The organism is Synoicihabitans lomoniglobus (genome assembly GCF_029023725.1).
In the GTDB taxonomy this organism is placed as follows: domain Bacteria; phylum Verrucomicrobiota; class Verrucomicrobiia; order Opitutales; family Opitutaceae; genus Actomonas; species Actomonas lomonigloba.
This window is the reverse complement of record NZ_CP119075.1, coordinates 2,791,188-2,813,829: the sequence shown is the minus strand read 5'-3', so window position 1 is coordinate 2,813,829 and position 22,642 is coordinate 2,791,188. Positions and strand designations below refer to the sequence as shown.

General features: G+C 55.6%; 7 protein-coding genes. 1 reads left to right on the top strand and 6 read right to left on the bottom strand.

What is annotated here, in order from left to right; genetic code table 11:
- Nucleotides 1-26 precede the first annotated feature (26 nt).
- From PXH66_RS11065 to PXH66_RS11040, 6 genes are all read right to left on the bottom strand, one after another.
- On the bottom strand, nucleotides 27-2,444 hold the full coding sequence (locus PXH66_RS11065; protein ID WP_330931544.1) for an ArnT family glycosyltransferase: 2,418 nt from the start codon (nucleotides 2,442-2,444) through the stop codon (nucleotides 27-29).
- An 8-nt stretch (nucleotides 2,445-2,452) separates the two neighbouring features.
- A complete protein-coding gene (locus PXH66_RS11060) occupies nucleotides 2,453-5,257 on the bottom strand; it encodes a hypothetical protein (RefSeq protein WP_486601896.1) in 2,805 nt (934 codons plus the stop codon).
- A gap of 428 nt (nucleotides 5,258-5,685) precedes the next feature.
- Complete coding sequence (locus PXH66_RS11055) at nucleotides 5,686-8,913, bottom strand: ArnT family glycosyltransferase (protein WP_330931542.1); 3,228 nt, start codon at nucleotides 8,911-8,913, stop codon at nucleotides 5,686-5,688.
- Complete coding sequence (locus PXH66_RS11050; protein WP_330931541.1) at nucleotides 8,910-12,146, bottom strand: hypothetical protein; 3,237 nt, start codon at nucleotides 12,144-12,146, stop codon at nucleotides 8,910-8,912. The genes PXH66_RS11055 and PXH66_RS11050 overlap by 4 nt, the downstream gene beginning before the upstream one ends.
- 14 nt (nucleotides 12,147-12,160) lie before the next feature.
- The gene (locus PXH66_RS11045; RefSeq protein ID WP_330931540.1) at nucleotides 12,161-16,165 is read right to left on the bottom strand and encodes a glycosyltransferase; all 4,005 of its coding nucleotides are present in this window, start codon (nucleotides 16,163-16,165) and stop codon (nucleotides 12,161-12,163) included.
- 90 nt (nucleotides 16,166-16,255) lie between these two features.
- Nucleotides 16,256-20,230: a glycosyltransferase gene (locus PXH66_RS11040; RefSeq protein WP_330931539.1), complete on the bottom strand. Its 3,975-nt coding sequence runs from the start codon at nucleotides 20,228-20,230 to the stop codon at nucleotides 16,256-16,258.
- 320 nt (nucleotides 20,231-20,550) lie between these two features.
- On the opposite strand from PXH66_RS11040, the gene PXH66_RS11035 reads away from it, so the two are divergent.
- Complete coding sequence (locus PXH66_RS11035; protein ID WP_330932364.1) at nucleotides 20,551-22,629, top strand: ArnT family glycosyltransferase; 2,079 nt, start codon at nucleotides 20,551-20,553, stop codon at nucleotides 22,627-22,629.
- The last annotated feature ends 13 nt before the right edge of the window (nucleotides 22,630-22,642 follow it).

Genomic DNA, 22,642 nt, shown 5'->3' with positions numbered 1-22,642 from the left:
AATTCAAGGGAGGCCGGCGCCCGGGTCTAGGGGGAAGTTTCAATTCGCAAATCGGACCAAAAAGTCCAGTCGCTGGAAGAAACCCCAGAAGGGCCGGGAGTGATTTCAAATTCCAAGGTGGCCATGCTATCATCGACCGGCAATTCGAGGTCAAATGCATGAATGCCCGCATCATCTGGATTTATGTTCGGTATGACCAAACGCCGAAGGAGCTCATGGGCGGTCTTATTCCCTTGCCGGACCCGCACGATAAACTCCGCTCCATCCGTGGGAGATGGATTGTCTGACGCATAGGCACCGGCCGGTAGACCGAAGGCCCCGGAGATTCGGGCGGCATCGGCCGGTAGATCATAGCGGAGAAGAGAGGGGGCGTGCATGGCGAAATTGCGATGGCCGTCGAATGAGTTCGTGCTCGCCCCGAACGGAGCTCGAACCCCACTGGCCGACAAACGCCCTCTCACCACTGGCAGGGCAAATTCCAAAGCTTGCTCGATTGTGGCGCTGAATGCGGAAACTTTGACCACTGATTTTTGACCTGATTCCCAGCCACTATGTTGGCGGCGCACCCAAGGATGAAGCGTAACTTGCTCGACATTGGCGGCCAGCAGCAGCGGAAATATTATGTCGACCGATGAACAATCAGCGACAGTGACCGCGCCGACCGACCGGCCGTTGAGCTTCAAATCCACCCCGACAATCGGGTCATCGTTCGACGTCGCCTGCACTTCGACTCGATTAAGTCCCGGCACTAGATTGATGTGATCTGCCAGGCGGACACCGGTGGTGGAAACTGAATCAACTGAGTCGCGCGGTGTTGTGATGACAGCGTCTCGTCGTAGGAATATTCTGAATCCGTGCTGACGGATTTTCTTGGAATTCAATTCGCGATACTGCTCGTCGATCCATGTTTCCAGTCGAGGAAACTTAGAAAGGGGATATTTGTCGAAATGACGATAGCTGGAGTCCGAGCAGTCAACAATGACACGAGGAGCGGAGAACTCCAGATCGGCTAGCAAGTCGTCCATGGCACCCGGCACGATTGCGTAGGTGGTATCAACTTCTGGAGCGACATTGGTCCAAGGCACCAGTCCGGTTTGGAACGTGCAGTAAACAAACCTCGATGCGGGCTTCGTTCCAGAATAGTAGTAGATGTCTGGGTTGAAACCCCACACGAAAATGGAGTCATCATCCGAGACATGGTCACGGATGACGTCTGATATCTTCATCGCGGGATCATCTTGAGGGGCCGGAATCTCGCGCGCCTCCGCTGATCGGATCAGAGCGCTGCCGACAAACCCCATCACAATCAGTCCCGCTACCACCCTGGCGACACGCGGATATTGGGTTTGGTTTGCATGTATCACCGAAACCACGGCACCTGCGCCTCTGGCCGCCATCCATGCAAACGGAGCTAGGCACGGAATGAAGTAGTGATCGAATCCGCGCCCCCCGGATAACGCCCCCCCGAATGAGGCGATGCACCACGTCAACAGATAAACATCCTTTGGCCGTTGCTCTTGATCACGTGCCGAAGAAGCCAGTTGGACGGTCCGTAAGAAACAACCGATTGCCGCTCCAACGCCGAAGATGAACAAGATTGGGTAGTTGGTCCAAATCGCAGCAAACCAAGGGAGGCCGGAAGCGAGTTTATCGAGAAATTTGATTTCGGGCCCGTAGTATTGGAGATTGTAGGTCCAAGCGTAAAAAAAGTAGTCGGAGCCGGCTCCGGCCACGGTCAAAGCAATCACCGAAACGGCTATCACCAGAGAGAACCCAGACAAAATCGCGCCCCCGCAGAGCATGATTTTGTGCCAAGACATGTGTCTCGAAACGCCCATGGTTAAAAGGGCGCATCCGGCCGGGGCGGCTTCGAGTAGTGCGGACTGTTTGCTCAGAGCGGCTAGACCGAGTAAAACTCCGGTCCATACGCACCGGACTCCATTAACGTTCGAGGAGGAATTCCCCCAGAATGTCGAGGCGGCAGCGGCGGTGAAAAATACCACAAACCACTCGGTGTTGGCCGCGAAGGAGTCGGAGGGAAAAAGAAGGTAGCTGGAGAATGAGCCAAATCCGACAACTGCCAAGACTGCCGTTAGGTTCCCGTGCAAGCTGCGCACCATTTTTCCTAGCATCAAGCAAGTCCCTACGATCATTGCCGCAATTAGGATTCGGATGGCGGGCAATTCCACACCGGTGATCGCGAACACTACCGCGAAAACGTAGTAGGTCAGTGGTGTTCGCTGATCGATCGCGTCTCGGTAGATCAAGCCTCCATCGAGCAGAGTTTGAGCAATGGCGGTGTGAATCGTTTCATCCACGTTCCACATCGTGACGTCGAAACTTGGCGCACGAAGCCAAAATATCCAGCATGTCACGGCAATCGAGACGAGTATGAGCGGCCTCCTCGAAAGGAGGGCCAAGATGGAGCGGAAATTTTTATTCACGAACTGGGCTAATCGCGGGGTTGATCGAAAACGAAACCTTCGAATCTCCCCCAATAACTCCAGTCGAATGAGGGGTTCAATTCAGGGCCACCGGTGGTGCGAATAATGAGTTGACCGAGTTCGTGAGGAGGAATTGAGGCGTGAGCCGAGACGGTTCCGCGATCGTTCGGATTATCCCAGGGACGCAACGGCCGCTCAAGTAGTTTCAAGAGTGTGCCATCGGCCGCAACGAACTCAACAATCAGGTCGATACCATTGGTTGACTGCGCACGAGTGCGGTTCGTGTAAGCGTCTGGCTTGATTCCAAACCGAACGGTAACTCCGCTGAGTTCAGGGGGACAATCGTAGACTAGTCGTGATGGCGCGTGCGCATCCCAATTCCCGTTCGGAAGTCGGACTTGGATGATGTCGCCCGACCCGAAGGTCCCTTCATTTGGCACGAGGGCTCGGCCATCGAAGAGCAGAATGTCAGGTCCTGGCCCTTGCAGGGCCGAATCCGCTAGATAGGTCCAATCACCGGATCGGTCGCCTCCTTGGCCGGCGGTGACGACAATCTTTAATTCGCCGCTGGATTTATTGGTAAGTGGAATTTCATTGGTTTGGCGACCCCGGTCGGACTCTCGCTGGAGCGGACTTACATAATGGGAAAATTGCAGTTCTTCCTGGCCGTCGGGATTCACTGCGGACACATCGAATGAAGCACCATTGGTAGGTGGATTGGATGGTTGGATGAAACTGGAATCATAGAAACCATAATTCAGCATCACCCCGGTAATGCCCGGTTCAAGGGGGTATCGCACTTCGGCGGGAGCGTGAATTGACCAAGTATTGTCGGGGAGCAAGCTGGGCCGACCCGCCACTTCAGAAAAACTATAGATCGGATAGATGGTTCTATTGCCGAGAGTCAGAGCCGGACCGTCGGCCCCTCCTATTGGTCGGCCCAGCCAACCCCCGCTACCGCTTTCCGATTGCTCGATGATGATCAGACCGGTTTCACGCTTTTCGAACGCGACGACATAGGAGAATCCGTCCAAATGAATAGGTTCGATCGCGACTTCGGGTCCAACCTGAGGCTGCCAAGACACATTTGGCACGCTGTTTCCGTCCCATTCAAAGAACATGCGGTCCATCATCTCGGGTCGATTGAAAGCGAGTCGAAACGCTTCGCTGGTCGACCAGCCGACGTGTCCGTGCCGAATTTCTGATTTCCAGCCCTGACCCTGTCCATCCCCGTAAATCTCGGTGCTACCAAACTCGAGAACCGGATTTTGAAGGAATGCGCTGCGATCGATCGCCAACCTGCGCCCCACTTCTTCAAGAGGACTGCGTGTTAGACCCGTTTCGGCTACGGCCACACAATCCACTCGATCGGTGCCCAGACTTACCAGCTTGGCTAGACGGACGAGGAAGGCCACGTGCACCGGGCGGGTGCGATTTACCGCGACCGTCGCTTCAGGTCGGCCTCCGATTCGAAACACGATGTGAGAGGTGCCGATCGGGGCCGTGCACTCAACGCTGACAATATCGGGATGATCGACTCCCGATCGACGAATCCTCAGCTCCATCGCGGGATTCTCGATGAGATCGGCCGCTTCCACTCCATTCGGTGAAGTCGTTTCGAGGCGGCGAAAAACCTTGTGCGGGATATGCTGAGTCACATCCAACGCGACTTGCGCATAGTTTTCAACGACCTCATCGCCCAAGCGTTTTTGGGATAGGAGGGGATACTTTGCATACGCTCTGATGGGGGCGTCAACTATGAGGGCCGGAGGGACCGAATCGTAGTCCGACCAAAATTCGTCCCATGCCCCCGGCACGATCGCGTAGGACGTGTCGGTGGCTGGATCGGTATTGGTCCACGGCACCATCCCGGTGAGGAAATTCGCGTAGATAAACCGGGATGAGGGCAGGCGTTCAGCTGCGACATATACTTCCGGGGAAAATCCCCAAATGAATATCCGATCGGCGGGTTCGCAGTTTTGTTGGATTGCTTCCCTCATCGCGATATCGATGGGATCGTTGCGGCCGTCAATCATGCCATGAAGTTTGACGGAGTCGCCAATCGCAAATCCGAAAATTCCGATCAAGGCTGCCGCAGCGGTAGCGCGCGGAATCCGTCGTTTGGTATTAGCCCTGCCGGTGGCCAGTGCCCAGCCTTTGGCCAATAACCATCCGCACGCCAAGCTCAGCCCAGGGATAACATGAATCGCATAGTGAGGAAATCCTCGACCACTGAGCGCGTTCGAGACGAGTCCTGTTGCGGTCCAACCCAGTGTCAGCCATTCGAGCAACGGGAAGTTGCCGTGTTTTGCAGATCGATTCCTCAGGACACGTGCGATGAGTCCAACTGCGGCAGACGCACCTAAAACCAAAACGAACGGACAGTAGGTCCAAGCAAGTAGGAATGGTGAATCGATCCGAGCCAACCGTTCAGGAAGTGCTATTTCCGGAACATAGATCGAGGTATTGTAGGTCCACGCGTAGTAGATGAAATCGCGTATCGCTCCGTGGGAGCCAAAATATACTAGCGCGGCGGCGAACGGCAAAGCGACGCCGATCAGTTCGCCGGTGAAGTAGCGTGCAATGCGTGACCGCTCACCGTCTTGGGCGGAGGCGAACAACGCGAGCATTGCGAGCAATACCCACGTTACGCCCAAGTCCAGGAGTCCGGGCTGTTTAGCCAATGCTCCAAGTCCAAACATGATGCCAACCACGGCTCCACTGACCCAATCGCCGTGCGCCCACGTGTAGGCGAAAAGTAGAAATCCGAGCAGCGAAAACCCCACCATGAACCATTCCGTGTGAATTGCCATGGTATCGAGTTTACCCGGAAGGAGAAATGCGATGGCGGTGAAACTCAACGCCGCGCCGAAACCGGTGGCGGTTTGCCCGAGACGTCGCGCGAGGAAAAACAGACCGGCGGCGTATAATCCCAGTGCTACTGCGAGCGTGAGATGCGCGGCATCGATATTCCAGTCCCCGGCCACCGCGAAAACGATTGCTTTAAGATAGGGCACCAGCGGTCCACGGTGGTCGAGGGCGTCGCGATAGAGCACATCCCCCTCCACAATTTGCTGTGCCATAATGAAGGTCGCTCCTTCATCTAGATTCCAAAAGTCCCGCTCGAGAAACTTGGCGCGTATTCCCCACGATGCAGCGACCAGGCCGAGCGTAAGTAGCAGGGCACAGAGCTTGGGAAATCGCATAAAGGCACTCATCTCTAGTTTTGATCCAGTGTGGTTTATTGGTCGTGGTGTCCGACAAAAGCGCCCCAGTAAGCCCAGTCAAAACTGTTGCTTCCGTTTGGCCCGGACTCGGTGCAGAAAATGAGTTCCCCCATTTCGTCTGAAGGCAGCTCCAGCGTGGCGGTGTGTGGACCGTAGTCTTGTTCGTTGTGGTAAGGATCGAGTCGCCGCCGAAACAGTTCTGTTGTCGTTCCATCGAGCGCTTTGAAAAGCACCACGGCACTGATACCGTCGCTACGTTGATGGCCGGAGGCATCAATGGCTGCCCCATCGCTGATACCAAAGGTAAAGGTGAGCTTAGTGAGGTCCGAGGATTTGGGGTAAGTCAATTCTTGGGGAGGATGAGCCGACCACTGCTCTACTCCGAACGATTGGGCCCAACCATCGTTGTAGCCAGAGACGTGGGTGGGACGAAGGCCGGTGCCGTCAGGCATTACCAAGGGGGGGGCCGGTGGATGAGCCTTGAATTGTCCGATCCATGCCCAGTCCCAAGAAGCATCGTTGTTGGGGCCGGGCGCAGTCCGCAGTCGCAGCTGACCATCCAAACCACGAGGCACGCTGACCCGAGCTGTTTGGCGACCCCGATCTTTCACCTCTCGCAGAGGATTAAGGAATCGTTGGTAAAGGGCGGTGACTTCCCCATTCGCGGCGATCAACTCTACGATGAAATCTACTCCGTCGGTGTAGCGACCCGGTTCGTCGGACTCAAAGGCACCGTCGTGCACTCCAAATTCAAATTCAAGCACGTCTAGATCAGGGGGACGGTTCCAGCGAACCATCGTGGGAACATGAGCCAACCACTGCTGCGGACCGTTTGGTTCCAACGGCTTGGAATCTCGATCTGGGTCACCCAATGAGGGGTAGATCTCGTCATTGAGGAATAATAATGGACCGTGTAAGGTTCCGCGGAGGCGGCCGAAAAAGATATTGTCGTTATCGAGGTTGCCCACCTTGCCGGATAAAAAACGAAACTCAAGGCGACCAGGACCGCGGGCCGGGAGGTCAACGGATTCTTCCTGCGTTAATTGGAAATATCCTTCTTCCCGTGATAGCACGCGCTGCTCCCAAAGCGAGATAGGAGCGCCGCCACCATCGGGTAGCCAGCGGAGAGTTACATCATATCCATCACTTAAAGTCGTGACGGAGGGAGAGAGGCCGTGAATGAAATCAATATGCCTCACCTCAGGGGGGCACCGGTAGACCACCCGGGCTGGCACGGCCAGTTGAATGCTGTCTTCGACATGTCGAGAGATTGGGGCATCGCTGCGGTATGACTCCATGACTAGTGGCCGCAAAGCAACGTCTCCAATGTGCAAAAGTGGTAGCAATGGACGAGTCGCTCCAGCCGTAGTCATCAAACTTGCTAAATCGAGCGCCGCACTTTCCCGGATACCCTTGGCATCGTGAATCACGACCCGGGTTTCGATACCGACTGGCAATTCTTTTGGCAGAAAAAATCGGACGGAGACCGCCGCATCGATTGGATGTGGTAGCGATACGATTACGCGATTGTTGGCGACGAGGTCCACGCGGCTGACTCCTGCCGGCGTCGTAACTGCAAGTTGCGGTAATCCGTTTGCACGCAGAGTATCGACTAATTGGATATGGATTTTGGGATCCACCACACCAGTCGAAAACGATTCGACTCCGACCAGTGAATTATCCAATCGTCGAAACATGTGCAGATTCGTCGGTAGTTCATCGAGAGCTACCATGGCGTAGTGAGAGGTGACCTCGGACCACAATTGCGAACGTGCGGCAATGGGGTATTTGGACTGACCACGAGATTGATTCGGGTAAACAATGAACGCTGGTGGTTTCGCGGAAAAGTCGGAGTAAAATTTGTCCCATGATCCCTCCACTTCTTGATCCGAAGTGTCGATCATCGCATCGATGTTGGTCCACGGGATAAGGCCCGTCAGAAAGTTAGTGTAAGAAAAACGCGTGGCAGGGAGGCGTTTGGAAAATACATAGTATTCCGGGAAATAACCCCAAACGAAGATTCGGTCTTCGATCGACGTATGTTTGGCGATGATCTTGCTGAAATCCTCTTCCGACGAATGCCACGTGGATGCTGTCCGATAGAGCGGAATTAAGTTGATTGATGTCCATACGGCTCCAGCGAAGCAGAGGACTCGAAATACCCTCCGCCCAAGTTTACGGTCCGCAGTCTGGCGGTGAATCGAAGCCAGTAACCAGCCGACAGCGAGACTCATGCCTGGCACTACCTGGGTGGCATAGTGAGCAAAGCTACGTCCGCTGAGACCGGTGGAAACGATGCCGGATGCCGTCCACCCCAATATCAACCATGGAAGCAATGGCAGTGGTTTCGCAACCGGGTGCTGCCACCAATCCCGGACGACTTGGAATAAAAGCCCCGCCCCCCCGATGATCGCAAGGGTGGTAAGAATCGGCATGTTGTGCCAACCGTTGACGAAAGGCACCTGCATTTGTTTCCAGCGCTCGATCGCCGGAACTGCTGGCACGTAGATCTCGGTATTGTAAGTGAAAGCGTAGAATATGAAATCGTCGTAAACTCCCCGCAGAGCGTAGTAGCATGCGATAAACGCCAAGGGCAGCGCTGCGCCAATCAAGCTCGATAACCACACGAGTCCCAAATCGCGGCGAATCATGGCTTGCCGAATGGCCACTAGGCCGAGGATAACCCACGTGACCCCGAAATCGAGAAGGGCAGGCTGTTTACACATCGCGGCCAAACCAAACCACAACCCTGTTAGCAGACCACGACCCGCACTGGGGCGTTGGACGGAATCGGCAAACGCGTGGAATCCAAGACTGGAAAAGAAGATTAGAAACCAGCCGGTGTTGGCCGAAAACGTATCGCCGACGCCGACGAGTAGAATTCCGATAATAGGATGCATCCATGCGGCCCAGACCCCCGTTGACGGGTCTCCTAATTTTCGGGCTGTTCGCCATACTAATATGGCGCTCCATCCCAAGAGAAGGGCGACGACCAGATGCACCGCATAAGTATTCCAGTCCCCGGCGATTAGAAATACAATGGCCTTCAAATAGGGAACCAGTGGTGTGCGATGGTCCACGGCATCACGGTAGAGCACGTCGCCATCGACCAGCTGTTGTGCAATCGTGAAGGTCACACCTTCGTCGATGCTCCAAATCGGATGTGAGAATGTGGTCAGCCGGAGTGTGATCGAGAATACGATCAATGCACCGGAAAACAAAATGGTCTTCCGGGCGCTCATGGGGAGGCGTCGCTGTCGGGTGAATACACTCGACCGGAGAACGGCCCCCAAAATGCCCAGTCGTAGCTGTTGTCGTCGTTTGGTCCGGGCTCCATTCGCAGCTTCAACGTGCCCGGTTCGCCGAGCGGCACCATGACGGTGGCCGTTTGGGGACCAGCATCTTCCGGTCGAGTGAACGGATCAAGGTGACGTCGAAATAGTTCGGCTTCAACTTTCGTGTTGGAGGCAAACACCAGCACGACTTCAACTCCGTCACTTCGTCGCTGACCATTTTCGTCGCGGGCGGCGTTGTCATTCAGTCCGAACGTAAAGGTGACTTCCTCAAGGTCGACAGGTTTGGGATAGACCAACTCTTGCGGCGATTGCGCTCCCCAGTGAGTGGCGTCGAATTGATCGGACCAGCCATTCTCGAAACCCGAGGTGTGAATCGCGCCGAACTGACGTTCCGGACCCACCACGAGGGGAGGTCCGGGAGATACGCCTCTGAAGTTGCCTGCGAACGCCCAATCCCACGATGTGTCGTCGAAACGACCTGCCCCGGTGGAAAAAACGAGCGTGCCTTCGAGCCCGCGCGGCAATGTCACTCGGGCGGACTGCGGACCGCGTTGCTCGGCGTGGTTGAACGGTTCCAGCAGTCGATCAAATAGCGTGGTCCGAGTCCCGTCACCAGCGACGAGTTCGAGGAGGAATTGGACACCGCTGCTATGGCCGTCGGCGGCAGGATCATAGGCGCCTGCCTCAATGCCGTAATCGAAGCTCAAGGTCATTAGATTGGTCGGTCGCGACCACTCGATGCGGGAGGGCACGTGCGCGAGCCATTGGCCGTTTTGGCCGGTTTTCAGCGCATTTCCGTCCGGACCGATGGATATAGTGGGAGTGACCAATCCGGAACCGAACGTGATATTGGGACCGCTGGTGTAACCTCGGAGTTGGCCAAAGATGAGATGGTCGTTGTTGGGATCGCTCAACTCGCCCGTTGTAAAACGGAATTCAAGCTGCCCTGGTTTACGTTTCGGTAATGCAATCGTTTCCTCTTGGGTCATCTGGTCGCGACCGCTTTGGCGGGGTTGGAGACGGCGTTGCCAAATTTGTTGGCGCGGTGACCCGTCGGCCGACAACCAATTAATCGTAACGTCATAGCCATCACTGAGGTGCAGCACGGAAGGCATCAGTCCGTGTATGAACGTGAGCCGATCGACTCCGGCCGGGCAATCGAACACCAGTCGGGCAGGCGCGATGAGCTCCCGAGTTTTGGGGTAGCGATAGTGGGCGGGCACGATGGCGTATTCACTGTAGACTGCCGTTGGCTTGATGATTGTGCCCTCAATATCGAGTTCGGGAACGCGGGGACGAACCGCGGCGTTGCGCCTAGCAAACGCGGCGAAATCGAAAGGAAGGCTTTTCACCGTTTGATTGGAGCTGTGGGCACGGATGCGCACGGAATCGGCCGTGAAGGCATCGCCCGGAATGAAAAACCGAACGTCAACGGATTGATCGGCGGGGTAGGGCAATGAAGCCATCGTTTCGCCGTTAACCACTAGGTCGAGCTGCGTGAATCCCGGCGGCCCTTGCACTTCGAGCCGAGCCGGATCTCCTTCCCGCAAAGACGCGTAACCCTTGAGTAAAAGAAGGGGGGATAGATCAGCTTCGGCGCTGGAGGAGGGAATGGGGGCGAGGCGTCGGAAAAGGCGCATCCCCGAGATTGTTTCAGCATCGAGCGATACCTGCGCATAGTTGCGCTCAATATCCGACCAAAGCGGAATTCGTGCTTCGATCGGGAATTTGGCGTGGTTTCGCGATGTGCCTGTATCAACGATGATGTCTGGTGGGTGCTCGGCCCAATCTTCGTAAAATTTGTCCCAACCACCGGGAGACACGCCGTATTCGACGTCCTTGATTGAATCGATGTTGGTCCACGCGATCATGCCCGTTATATAATTTGTGTAGATGAAGCGCGTCGCAGGCATGCGGCGGGAGTGAAAGTATATTTCGGGGAAATATCCCCACACAAACAGGCGCTCGTTTTCAGTGCTGTGTTGACGCACCCGGATTCCCACGTCGAGTTGCTGTTGATGCGCGGCACTGAGTTCCGCCGCGACCGCCTGATAGCGAATTACTCCCTGGATTACGACAGCTAGTGCTACGATCGTGGCGAGGCTACGACCGAGGACGGGCCAAGGTCGGGGTCGCCAGTTGAAGAGCCGCGACCCAATCCAGCCCACTGCGAGCGAAAGTCCGGGGATTACTTGTTCACTGTAATGAGCGAACTCACGGCCGCTGAGGGTCGTCGATAGCAGTCCTGAAAACGTCCAACCGAGAATCAACCAAGGTAACAAGGGGAACGTGGGGCGGGGACGAAATAACCGTTTGGATACGAATAGGAGCAAGCCTACCGCGCTAGTGACCCCGACCAGGCCGATGATCGAAACATGCTGCCACGCCATAATAAAAGGCATCCGCACGCAGAGAAGTCGTTCGACGAAGGGAACCTCGGGCAGGTAAAGCTTTGTGTTGAAAGTGAACGCGTAAAAAATGTAGTCGTCATAGGCGTCGTTGACCACGAAGTAGCCGACAGTCAGAGCCATCGGACTGGCGATGCCGACCATCAAACCGAGCCAGAAACGCAGCAGTGCGTCGCGCTTGGCTAAACCTTCAATGGCAATTAGCGCGAGCAGAACGGTTACTACGATGGCGTCGAGCAGCCCGGGTTGTTTGCACAAAATCGAGAGGCTGAGCAAGAAACCCACCGGTAAACCGCGTCGGAAAGTTGGTCGATCAATCCATGCCACGAACAACGCAAACGCGGTGGTTGAGAAGACGACCACGAACCACTCGGTGTTCGCAGACATTGCGTCGCCCGCGTCGACATAAAGCAGTTGCAGAAGCGCGAATGTCGCCGCTGCAATAACTCCGGTGAGGTCGCTGTCAGTGCGTCGGCCGATCCAACCCACCAGCACGGCACAGCCGCCAATGAGGAAGGCAAGCACCCAATGAACCGCAGTAGCATTCCAGTCGCCGAAGATCGCGAAAATCGCCGCCTTTAAATAGGGCATGAGCGGACTGCGGTTGTCAGCCGCGTCGCGATAGAGCACTTCGCCTTCCAACACCTGCTGGGCCATTGTGAAAGTCGAACCCTCATCGAGATTCCACAGCTGGTGATCCAACCAAGGCAAACGCATGCCCACGACCGCCATGACGATCAGGGCAGCAAATAGGATATGGCGATGGGACACGGACACAATGGGAACTACCAACTCGATTCAACTCGGTCACCTCGACCGGAGCGACGACGTGGGGAGCTGCGTTTGGGGTTGCGGTCGTAGTCGAGCACCGCCTCGCGAGCGAGGTCGGCGTGCTTGGGCAGGACGTTGCGCATGTCGTAGGCGCGAACGACCTTGGAGTAGCCCATGGGCACGGTTGAGGTGCCATGGAGGAGTTTGTCGAGGCACGTCTTGAGCGTTTTGGCGAATACGATCGGATCACCGGGCGGCACGAGATAAGCCTCGGCTTTGTCAGTCACCATTTCCGGGATACCGTGGACGTTGGTGCTCACAATGGGAGTCTCAAAAGCCATGGCTTCAAGCAATACCCGCGGGAAGGATTCCTCGAAGGAGGTGCAAGCGAAGATATTGGCCGCTCGGAAGTATTCGTAGACGCGGTCGGTTTCATGGACGATCTCGATCACATCGCTGAGCCCGAGGCGCGCGATGTCTTTGATCAGTGAATCCTGATATTCGCCGGGGCGACCGCCGACTAAAAGAAATCGATAGCTGCCGTTGGCCGCGAAGTGCTTCATGAAGTAGGCGACGGTGCGCACGAAAATATGTTGACCCTTACGTTCGCAGACGGTGCCGATGTTGGCGACGACTTGTTCGTGTGGGGCGTAGCCGAGTTTGGCGCGTGCTATATCCCGCGGGGTCGCGGTTTTGAGGGCTTCAATGCGCGGCAAATCGATCCACGAAGTGACGTAGCGGAAGTTGTCGTAATCGTTGAGCTCTTCGTAGAAAGCTCGAGTGGATTTGCAGAGGAAGAATACCCGGGTGGCGAGGCGAAAGGCGGCGCGAGCCACACCGTGTCGTTTCTTGGGCAACGCGCCGGAGAAAAACCGTTTCAACGTCGCACTCTCATGGATATAGAGCATGGAGGGTTTGTTCACCGCGGCGGCGAGGTGCACGCCCCACCAACAGGCGATGGTGTTGCACACGAAGGCGTCGATTGGTCGGAGGTCGATTTGCTGCGCCAGCTCGTGTTGCATCACCTCCAGTTGTTCCGCGAATTCGGTGTCATTGCGTGCGCCGTGCAGTGGGTGTCGATCAACGAGAATGATCTCCGCGCCCATGGCTTCGTAGGCGGCGCGCAACGGGCCCTCTTCGGCGGCGACGATGTCGACCTTGAATCCGAGATTGTTGACGAGGAACTTGATGTATTCGAAGAGGAAGAGCGGGGCTCCCTCGAAGTTCAAATTGTGGGAAACCGCGAGGAGATGGAGTTTGTCGAGTCGCTTCGTTTGCGCGTAGCGATACACATCAATACTGACGTTGCGATTCTCGGGCTTGAGGAATCGACTCCAATACGGATCAATGAAATTCTCGTAACGTTTGGCGAATGCGATGTGCTCCTCGGGATGATAGTCTGTTCCCCGTGAAGCGCTGCCCCAGTGCCAGAGTTCGGCCTGTGGCGTGTAGACCGTGCGGAAACCCGCTTTTTTGAGTCTTAGGCAATAGTCGACGTCGTTGTAGGAGACTCCCAAAGTTTCCTCGTCGAAACCGCGATGTTCCTTGTAGAGGTCGGTGCGCGTCATAAGACAGGCACCGGTCACAGCGGAGCAATTCCGAGCGAGTTTGTGCAGCCCGTAGGGTGCGTCCTCAGTGGGGCCGAGGCCAGCTAAGGGCACATCGGCCAGTCCGTGGTGTGGGCCCACGATGACTCCGGCGTGATTGATGTGATCGTTGGCGTAGAGCAGTCGGGCACCAACCACGCCGATACCGGGATCGGAAAACCACCCGGCCATCTCCTCGATCCAGCCGGGTTTCAACGCGTCAACGTCGTTGTTGAGGTGAAGTATTAACGGAGTATCGATGTAGGACAGCGCGGCATTAACCAGTCGTGAATAGTTGAACGGTCTCATCGGATCGACATCAGGCCGCACTACGCGGCAGCTGAAATCCTGCCTTTCCGCGAGACATTTGAGAAAGCGAACCGTTTTTTCCTCGCGGGAAAAATCATCGACAATGACCAGTTTCACGTGAGCCCAGTTAACCGTCTGCAGCAGGGCCTCGATGCACCGCTCAAGGAGGTCGGAACGGTCGCGGGTCGGAATGACGATGGTTACGGGGTTGTCAGCCAGGTAGCTCGATTTCCAGTAAATTTGGTGGTCGGGCAAGCCGGCATTGACGGCGAACGGAGGCTGGAATGCTTGTCCGGGTTGTTGGCGACGCGCGAGGGCGGCGTTGACGGCAGCTTTCATCAGCTCCGTCCGATCGGAATCGCCGATTCGGGAGCTGACCTGGTGGTCGCGATGGTAAGCGATGGCCGCCACATGCGCTGCCCGCTCAAGTTTTACCGTGTCCTGCAAGCGCAAGGTGAGCGCGAAGTTAAGCAGTGGATCAAATTTTGACTCGAAACCTTGCGTCGCTTCAAACGTGCGACGGCGCAAGGAGAAGCATTCGCCCGGGTGCGTGCCGGAATAAATAAGCTCCGGGCTCCACGCGGGTTTAAAGATCGGAGCCGAGCGTTTCCCTGCTGCATCCATGTGATCCTCGTCGGCGAAGACCACATCATAGTCGGGTGACGCGGCGGGTTCGGCGAGCAGGAGCAATCCTTCTGGCGCGAAACGGCCGTGGGCCGGAGGGAACATGAACCAATCGCCGTCGGCCGCGCCGACGGCGTGGTTGAGCGTCGTCGCAAAATCCTCGCCCGGTTGGCCGTGAAAATATGAGACTCGGGTATCGACACTTCCCAGTTTTATAACGTGGGTGGTCAGGGCTTGGTCCGCATCGGCTCGAATCACGACCATGAGTTGCCAACGCGGGTAAATCTGCGTGTGCAGTGACTGCGCGAGGCGGTCGAGCTGAGCCAGCGAGGCCCGGCGCGAATCGAGCAGGAGCGAGAATTTTGGTCCGTCGTTTGCCTCCAGATACGCGACTGATTTTTCAAACTCGGCGCGCAGGCGGGGCCGCAATTGATTGTTGGAAAGCCACGAATCGTAAGTAGATCGGATCTGCCAGTCATACCAAGGTAGTGGATCCTGCGATTCCTCTTCGTAGAGTTTGCGAAGGCGGCGGGTTTCACTCCAAAAACGCAGACCGCCAGCGTTGACGTTGAGCTGTTTGCAGGCGTTGACGATAGAATCTTTGACGTGGAGGAAGTGCCCCTCGTCGAAGGGAGGCAATCGGGACTCTTTTTCGAGACAGGTCCACTGAAATACGCGCTTGGCAAAGACGAGTTCGCGGGTGCCGTCCTCGAATTCGGCAAAAATCTGAATGGGGATCGGATTGGCCGCGATCTGGTTGATGTCGATGATACCCTGGAAGCGAGGTTTCTTGGCTTGAGGGAACGCAGAGTATTTGCGGGCCACATCCTCACGCGCGATACCGTGCTGGAGCTCGTTGTAGTTGTTACCGTCGGTGGTAGCGAGCAAGCGGCAGATTTGGCGTTCTTCGTGGAAAAGCCAACCGAGGATGGAGAGCTTGTTGTATTGAGTGTGGGCGATCAGTTGCGGTTGTTCGAATTGACCGCGAAATGGCGGATTGGGGAGCACGTCCACGCATTTGATGGAGTAGTCCTGCACCATGCGACGGGCATGGTCGGCGATAGAAGCGCCCGGGTGGAGTGCCGGGTGTTTGAGCAAACGTAGGTAGAGAGCCTCGATGAGATCGGGAGGCAGCGAAGGTTGGTGGCGGGTGCATTCTCCCTTGCCGACGACGTTGATGTCCACGCGCCAAAACTCGGCCCATTCGTTGTCCCGGTTCATGATCTCGAGACGGATACACTTGGCTCCGGCCCAGGGTTCCAACCGAAAGGCAAATCCCGGAGCACGACCCTTGGTCCAGCCTGAATAAGCATGTTCGATATCAGGTCGCGGCAGTCCCAGCAGTCCCGTGAACGGCACGTCGTCGATGAAGGCGCGGACGTCGGTATAGACGACGTTATTCTTGGGGACGAACCAGCCATAGATCCAGAAATGATCGGGTTTAAGCCGCCAGTCCGTGGGTTGTTCGATGTGGAAGAGGTAGGATTCGTTTTCGTTCATGCGGAACGAGCAAATAAGCGGTGGTTTGCAGCCATAATGATCGCGAACCTTAGCAAGGTGTTTGGAAAAGTGGGGAGATGGTTGATGGTCTCAGCCGAAGTAGGTCTCGCGAGCGAGTTCAACATGGTGAGGAAGGGAAATGCGGGAATCGTAGAACCGGGAAATACGCGAGAACGCCATCGAAACCATCTTGGAATCGCCCGCGTAGTGGCGATCCAAGGCCTGTTTCAGGGTTGCTGCTAGCACGTGGTAGTCGCCGGCCTTGATGAGGTAGGCTTCATCGTTTCTGGTCAGCATCTCCGTAATGCCGTCCACATCAGTGCTGACAATAGGCAGCTTGAAAGAAGCGGCTTCAAGTAGGACGCGCGGGAACGATTCCTCAAACGATGTGCAGCAAAACATGTCGGCCACGCGATACCAAGCATAGACATCCTGGGTTTCGTAGATGAGTCGCGTGTTGGTGAGGCCCATAAGCTCGATGTCATTTTCGATCGTTTCGAGATACAATCCCTCCCGAGCGCCGACCATGACGTAGAGAAGCGGACCGTGGGCCTCTAGCTCGGCCCCGTGCTTTTTGTGCAAGTGATCGATGGCCCGAATGAAAATATGTTGGCCCTTGCGCTGGCAGACCGAACCCACGTTGACCACAACTGTCGCATTTTCCGGTATGCCGAGTTCACGGCGAAGGGCGCCCCGATCCGTGGAGTCGATGTAGTTTTCGATACGTTCGATATCGATCCAGCTATCGATAAGGCGAAAGTTGTCAAAACGGTTGAGATCGGCGAAAATCCTGCGCGTTGCTCGGGCGATGAAGTTTACTCGCGTGGCTTCACTCATCGCTTTTTCAATGAGTGGTATTACTTCATCGGTGGCTAAGCGGTGTTCGGCAAAGAATCGCCGAGGAGTGTTGCTTTCGTGGATATAAAGCGAACTGGGGAGACCCAGTTTTTGGGCAAGTGGAACGACCCAATAAGATAGCATTGTATTGCCCACCAGCAGGTCACAATTCTGCCAGCACGTGAGTTTCGCTAGCTGGTCGATTCCGCGGGCGAACTCAGCCGTCGTCTGGGCGTTGGTGGTGGCTGTGATGTCGATGATTTCGACATCAAGTCCTGTCTCAGCGAAATTCTCGCGCAGCGGCCCCTCCATGGGAGCGAAGACTTTGACGTCCCATCCGGCGACGTTTTTGAGGTGGCGGGCATATTCGACAATGAAGAGGGGAGCGCCTTCAAGATTGAGATTGTGCGAAATAATGCCGACCCGGAGCTTCAGCTGCCTTGAGGCGAAGCGGTGATCGTATGCGTTGATGCGGAAGCTCGGGTTGGCGTATTCGACACTCTCGCTGAAGTGGGGGTCGCGAAATCCCGGATACTTTTGGACGAAGGCCAAGTGTTCCGTCTCGGTGTAGCTGATTCCGCGGGAGGCCGACCCGACATGAATCAAAGTGGCTTGCGGGGTATATACCGTGCGATAGCCGGCGGCAGCGGCCCGCATACAGAAATCGACATCATTGTAAGCGACTTGAAACTGGGTTTCGTCAAAGCCATTGAGCTGCTCGTAGAGGTCCTTCCGGGTGAGTAGGCAGGCACCAGTGACAGCAGTGGTATTGCGTGCGGCGTGCGGCAGAAAAAGGTATCCGAAGTCGTCTTTAGGCAACCCGACAAAAACACAGTGAGCCAGACCTCCATTGGGTCCCACCCAGATTCCTGCATGATTGAGGGATTCGTCCCGATGGATGAGGCGCGCACCAACGACACCAACACCGTTGACGGTGGTCCATCCGACCATGTCTTCGAGCCAACCGGGTTCGATGGCTTCGACGTCGTTGTTCAGATGCAACACGAGCGGGGTATCAGCGGCGAGGGTGCCCGCGTTGACGAGCCGTGAATAGTTGAACGCGTTGCCATCGCGGGCGGGACGGAGCACGCGCCATGGGCGATCATGACGGGACTCAATGGATGCGAGCAAGGCGGTTGCATCCGTCGCGGTAGAGCCATCGTCGACCACGATGAGTTTGACGTGCGCCCAGTTCACCGTGCGGTCGAGAGAATCGACGCAGGTTTGGAGGATAGTCGCTTGGTCACGAGTCGGAATGATAATCGAAACAGGGTTTTCCGCCAGAAGCTCGCTGTTCCATTTGAGTTGGTGGAGACAAAGCGCGTTTTCTTCCATTACGGGAGGCAGCATAACTTCTGCGCGCAGTCCACGTCGCTCCACCGCGTCGATGATGGCGCGGCGCGCAGCATCGAAAAGGTAACCCTTCTGGTCTCCACGTTGAGCGGTGCTCTCGTCGTGCGCGCGCCAATGGTAGCACACGAAGGGCACATGCACGATGTTGGTGTCGTCGATGTGTTCGACACAGCGCAGAATCAGATCGATGTCCTGTGCACCTTCGTAACCGATCCGAAGACCGCCCACTTTTTCCACAATGCTACGGCGGATTGTCCGCAGGTGGTGAGTATAATTGTGGGTGATCGCCATGTCCGGGTTCCAGTCGCCCTTGAACTGCGGGTCGTAATGCCGGCCTGATGCATCAATTTTATCTTCATCGGTGTAGAGAAAATCGACGGTCGGATGGGTCGCGATTGACTCAACCACATGCAAGAGGGCATCGGCGGGCAGCAGGTCATCATGATCTAGAAACGACACGTATTCACCTGTAGCGAGCGCCAGAGCGGAGTTGGTCGCGGCCGAAATATGACCGTTTTCGGGACGCACCACGAACTTGATGCGTGAATCACTCGCGGCGGCAGCGGCGAGTTTTTTGGCCACATGCTTCTGTGGCGAATTATCGTCCGCGAAGCAGAGCTCCCAATTGGTGTAGATTTGGGCTTTTACGGCGTCGATCAGCTCATCAAGAAAACGGACTGGAGTGTTGTAGGTGGGCACCAAGATACTAATTTTGGGTCCAGCCGTTGAAATTGGTTTAGCCTCGGCCTCGAGGAACTTGAGCAAGCGCGGGGTGAGTCGGTTATGGTGACACCACAGGTCATAGGGCTCCTTTCGCTCCCATGGGGTCGGGGGGGGCGGGGTGTTAGTCTTCTTTCCGCCTTTGATCATCTTCTCCGCCAGTTTGGCGCGGGTGCGGAAAACTGATTTGCGGAAATCCGACCAACTTTCCAATTCGTAGCCGTGGCGCAAAATTTCGCGCACGAAAGCTGTCACGACGCGGAAAAACTGCACATGGCTGTAGTAGGGAATGGGCCCTGAGTTTTCGTCCAGCTTGTTTACGAAGAGTCTTTTCGATCGCAGCAGCTGCCGAGGCATGTCGGGGTAATCGACAAAAATCTTGAGACAGGCCGGGCTGATCGACTCGGGTCTGATATCAACCAAACCGTAAAAGGCAGATTTTAACGCCTGAGGATAGTGGGGATTGTGATGCAGCACGTCGTCGCGCTCTTTACCCCACACTAATCGATTTTCATCCACACAGCCTATGGTGGCGTGGAGGCGGGAAATTTCTTGATTCTTGGAAAATGCCCAGCCGGACACCCTGAATTTCTCGTAATGTGCGTTTACCCAGAAGTTCGGCAAATCCAGATAACCAATCAGGTCGTTTTCCGGGAGCATCTCGGTCTGGTTGATGGAAATTTCGGCCAATACTCGTCGGGCTTCCGCTCGCAGCGCCGGGCCGGGTTCGCTGTGAAAATGTCGATAAAGGTAGAATAGCGACTCATCGAGCACCTCGCTGCGGACGAATGGCTTTGGTCGGGCAGGGGGCAGATCAACGCCCGAGGTCGTGACGGGAGTGCTGAAAAACTCCACCCAGTTGCCATCTCTCATCATGCCTTCCAATGTGAGCGTCTGCGCGCCATGCCATGGGCGGACGTTGACTCGGAAACCCGATTTCAGCCCCGGGGCACCGGCGGAGAAAAAGTCGCGGATATCAGGGCGGTCCAGTCCCATTATGCCATAGAAATCTGTTCCATCGAGACGTGCTCTCAGGTCGTAAATCTCTTCGCCGCTCTTGGTTAACACCCATCCGCGGATATCTACGATTTCTTGAGTCAAATCCCAATCAATCGGTTCGTCGATGAAGTAGCGGCAAAAGTCGTTTTCAAACATGAAACCTGCGAATGAAACGGTCTGAGATCGGGCAGTAAAGCGCGGTTTTTGGGCTCCGAGCTCCGGAATTGAATTTCGATCAGCGTTTCTGCAGCGCCGAAGGAGATTTTGAATCCGCGTTAGGGTCGCGGCATCCACGAAGTTCGTTGACTTGCGGGGGATTTCAGGCTTCCGAGATTCTGAAATTTATCACTGATGTTTTTTTGCAGTTCAGAGTTTCATCGTCATACCTCTAAACTGGCTTTTCCCGAGTCAGTGCAATTGCTTTGTATATTTTGAAGGCAGGACGAATTCCGGCGTGGTTTTACATGTCGGTCGGGGTGATTGCACTGCTGCTGCACGGCTGGATAGTAACCCGCGATTGGAGCACTCCTGCGCTCACCGGGCACGAGTTTAGGCAAACGCAGACGGCCATCATAGCTCGTTACATCGATAAGCAGAATAATTTTTCGGTAGATTACGACACGCCAATTCTGGGGAAGCCTTGGCGCATCCCGCTCGAGTTTCCACTCTACCAGTGGGCGGTGGTGGGGGTTCAGCGCCTCACGCCGCTTACGAATGTGCAAGCGGCACGAATGCTGTCATTGGTCAGCTTTTACGGAACACTCGGCGCAGTGTTTCTATTGCTGGGCGATATCGGAGTGCGCGTCGCAGCGCGTTGGTTGATTCTCGCGGTGGTTTTATGCACCCCGGTTTATCTGTTCTATGCGCGGGCATTTTTGATTGATCCAATGGCGACTTGTTTCTCGGCGTGGTTTTTGGCGGCATTTGTTCGCACTCTAGGACAAAGAGATTGGCGCTGGGGGTTATTATGCACGTTGGCGGCGACGGCGGCGGCACTGATCAAAAGCGTGTTGTTTTTTGTTTGGTTGGTGCCCGCCGCAGCATGGGGAGCGTGGCGATTATGGGAAAGCTGGAAGCAGGAAAAGGTGGGGGCGGCTATCGGTAATATTATCTTATGGGGAATTGGCCCGATGGTATTGCCCGCAGTTTCCCTGTTATGGTGGATTAGGCATACCGACGAGATCAAGCAGACGCATCCATCGGGCTGGATTTTTACCTCGGAAGCTTTGTCACGAGGGAATTGGGGAATGTTCAGCGTGACAGCCTGGTTGGACTGGGCGATGTGGGAGCGCATGATGGCACGATGGAGTGAAACATTGATGCCTCCCTTCGCAGTGGTTGCGATAGTGCTGACAGGCTGGTTGATTGCTGCGCGATGGCGTGTAGCTTTGCTGGGAACCATGGCACTGTTTCTGGTGGGGCAGGTAGCCTTTCCCTACGCTTATGCTGACCAGGATTACTATTTTTATGCGGCGGCAATTTTTGCGGCGGTAGCCATCGGTATCGCGATGGTGGGTCTGCTGGAGTGCGACGCATGGCCCCGGCTATTGAGAATGATCTTGGTTCTGTTACCATTGGGCCTGTTGCACCAATCCTATGCCGCCGGATACCAGGATTGGCTTGCCCGAGCGGGAGAGAACGAGTGGGCAGTAACTAAAGCTCTCCGGGAGTATTTACCCGAGGACAGCGTGATCATCGTAGTGGGGGAGGATTGGTCTGCAGTCGTGCCATACTTTAGTCACAAACGAGCGCTTATGATCCGACGTGGACTTGAACGAGATGACGATTATCTGGTGCGGGCTTTTACTGACCTCGACGGTGAAGACGTAAGCGCGCTTTTGCTGTTTCGCGAGTATCGTGACTTAAACCGGTTGGCGGGATTTGCCCAAGATCGGTTTCAACTCGATTCCGAACCTACGTTTAAAAGCGAAGGGTTGGATGTGTATATTGCTCGGCGATATCGTGATCGACTCGTCGATGAAGTAGGGCAGGACAGAAGTCGTTTTTTCGACATTACGGAGTTGGCGGCGGACGCCACGGACCGTTGGGAGGGGAGGACGCCTTTGCTCGTGAGCGGAAAGGAGTCGGCAAAGCAGTTTCCACTCATCGACGCGAAGGTCACCAAGGTTCTTGCTGAACATTTCCCCAATCTGAGGGAAGAAGGGCAAAGTCAGACGATGAACCTGCACCCGGATATGGATATATGGCTTGAGACGGATGTGCGGGAGGGAGTCATCACTTGGGAGTTTGGAATTGTTGACGCGGCTTTCGCGGGAAACGGGGCAAATGATCACACGGATGGGGTTGATTTTTTGGTTGTCGCAGAATCCGCAAACGGGAAGCGAAGGCGACCGCTGTTTCGAAGACTATTGAATCCTGCAGCCCGACCTGAGGATCGAGGGTTGCAGCGTTTCGAATTCGGGTTTGAGCTCGATGTTAATGAACAAATGGTTATTGTGATTCGGGGCGGCTTCAGCAGGAACTACGATTGGGCTTACGGTCGACAATTTGAGATAACACCATTAACGATATCTGCATCCGATCACAGTCACTAAAGCTTCCAGCATC

Coding starts and splice junctions, on each gene's coding strand:
- PXH66_RS11040 (WP_330931539.1), bottom strand. CDS start 20,230: ATGTTTGAAAACGACTTTTGCCGCTACTTCATCGACGAACCGATTGAT.
- PXH66_RS11060 (WP_486601896.1), bottom strand. CDS start 5,257: ATGGCAATTCACACGGAATGGTTCATGGTGGGGTTTTCGCTGCTCGGA.
- PXH66_RS11045 (WP_330931540.1), bottom strand. CDS start 16,165: ATGAACGAAAACGAATCCTACCTCTTCCACATCGAACAACCCACGGAC.
- PXH66_RS11055 (WP_330931542.1), bottom strand. CDS start 8,913: ATGAGCGCCCGGAAGACCATTTTGTTTTCCGGTGCATTGATCGTATTC.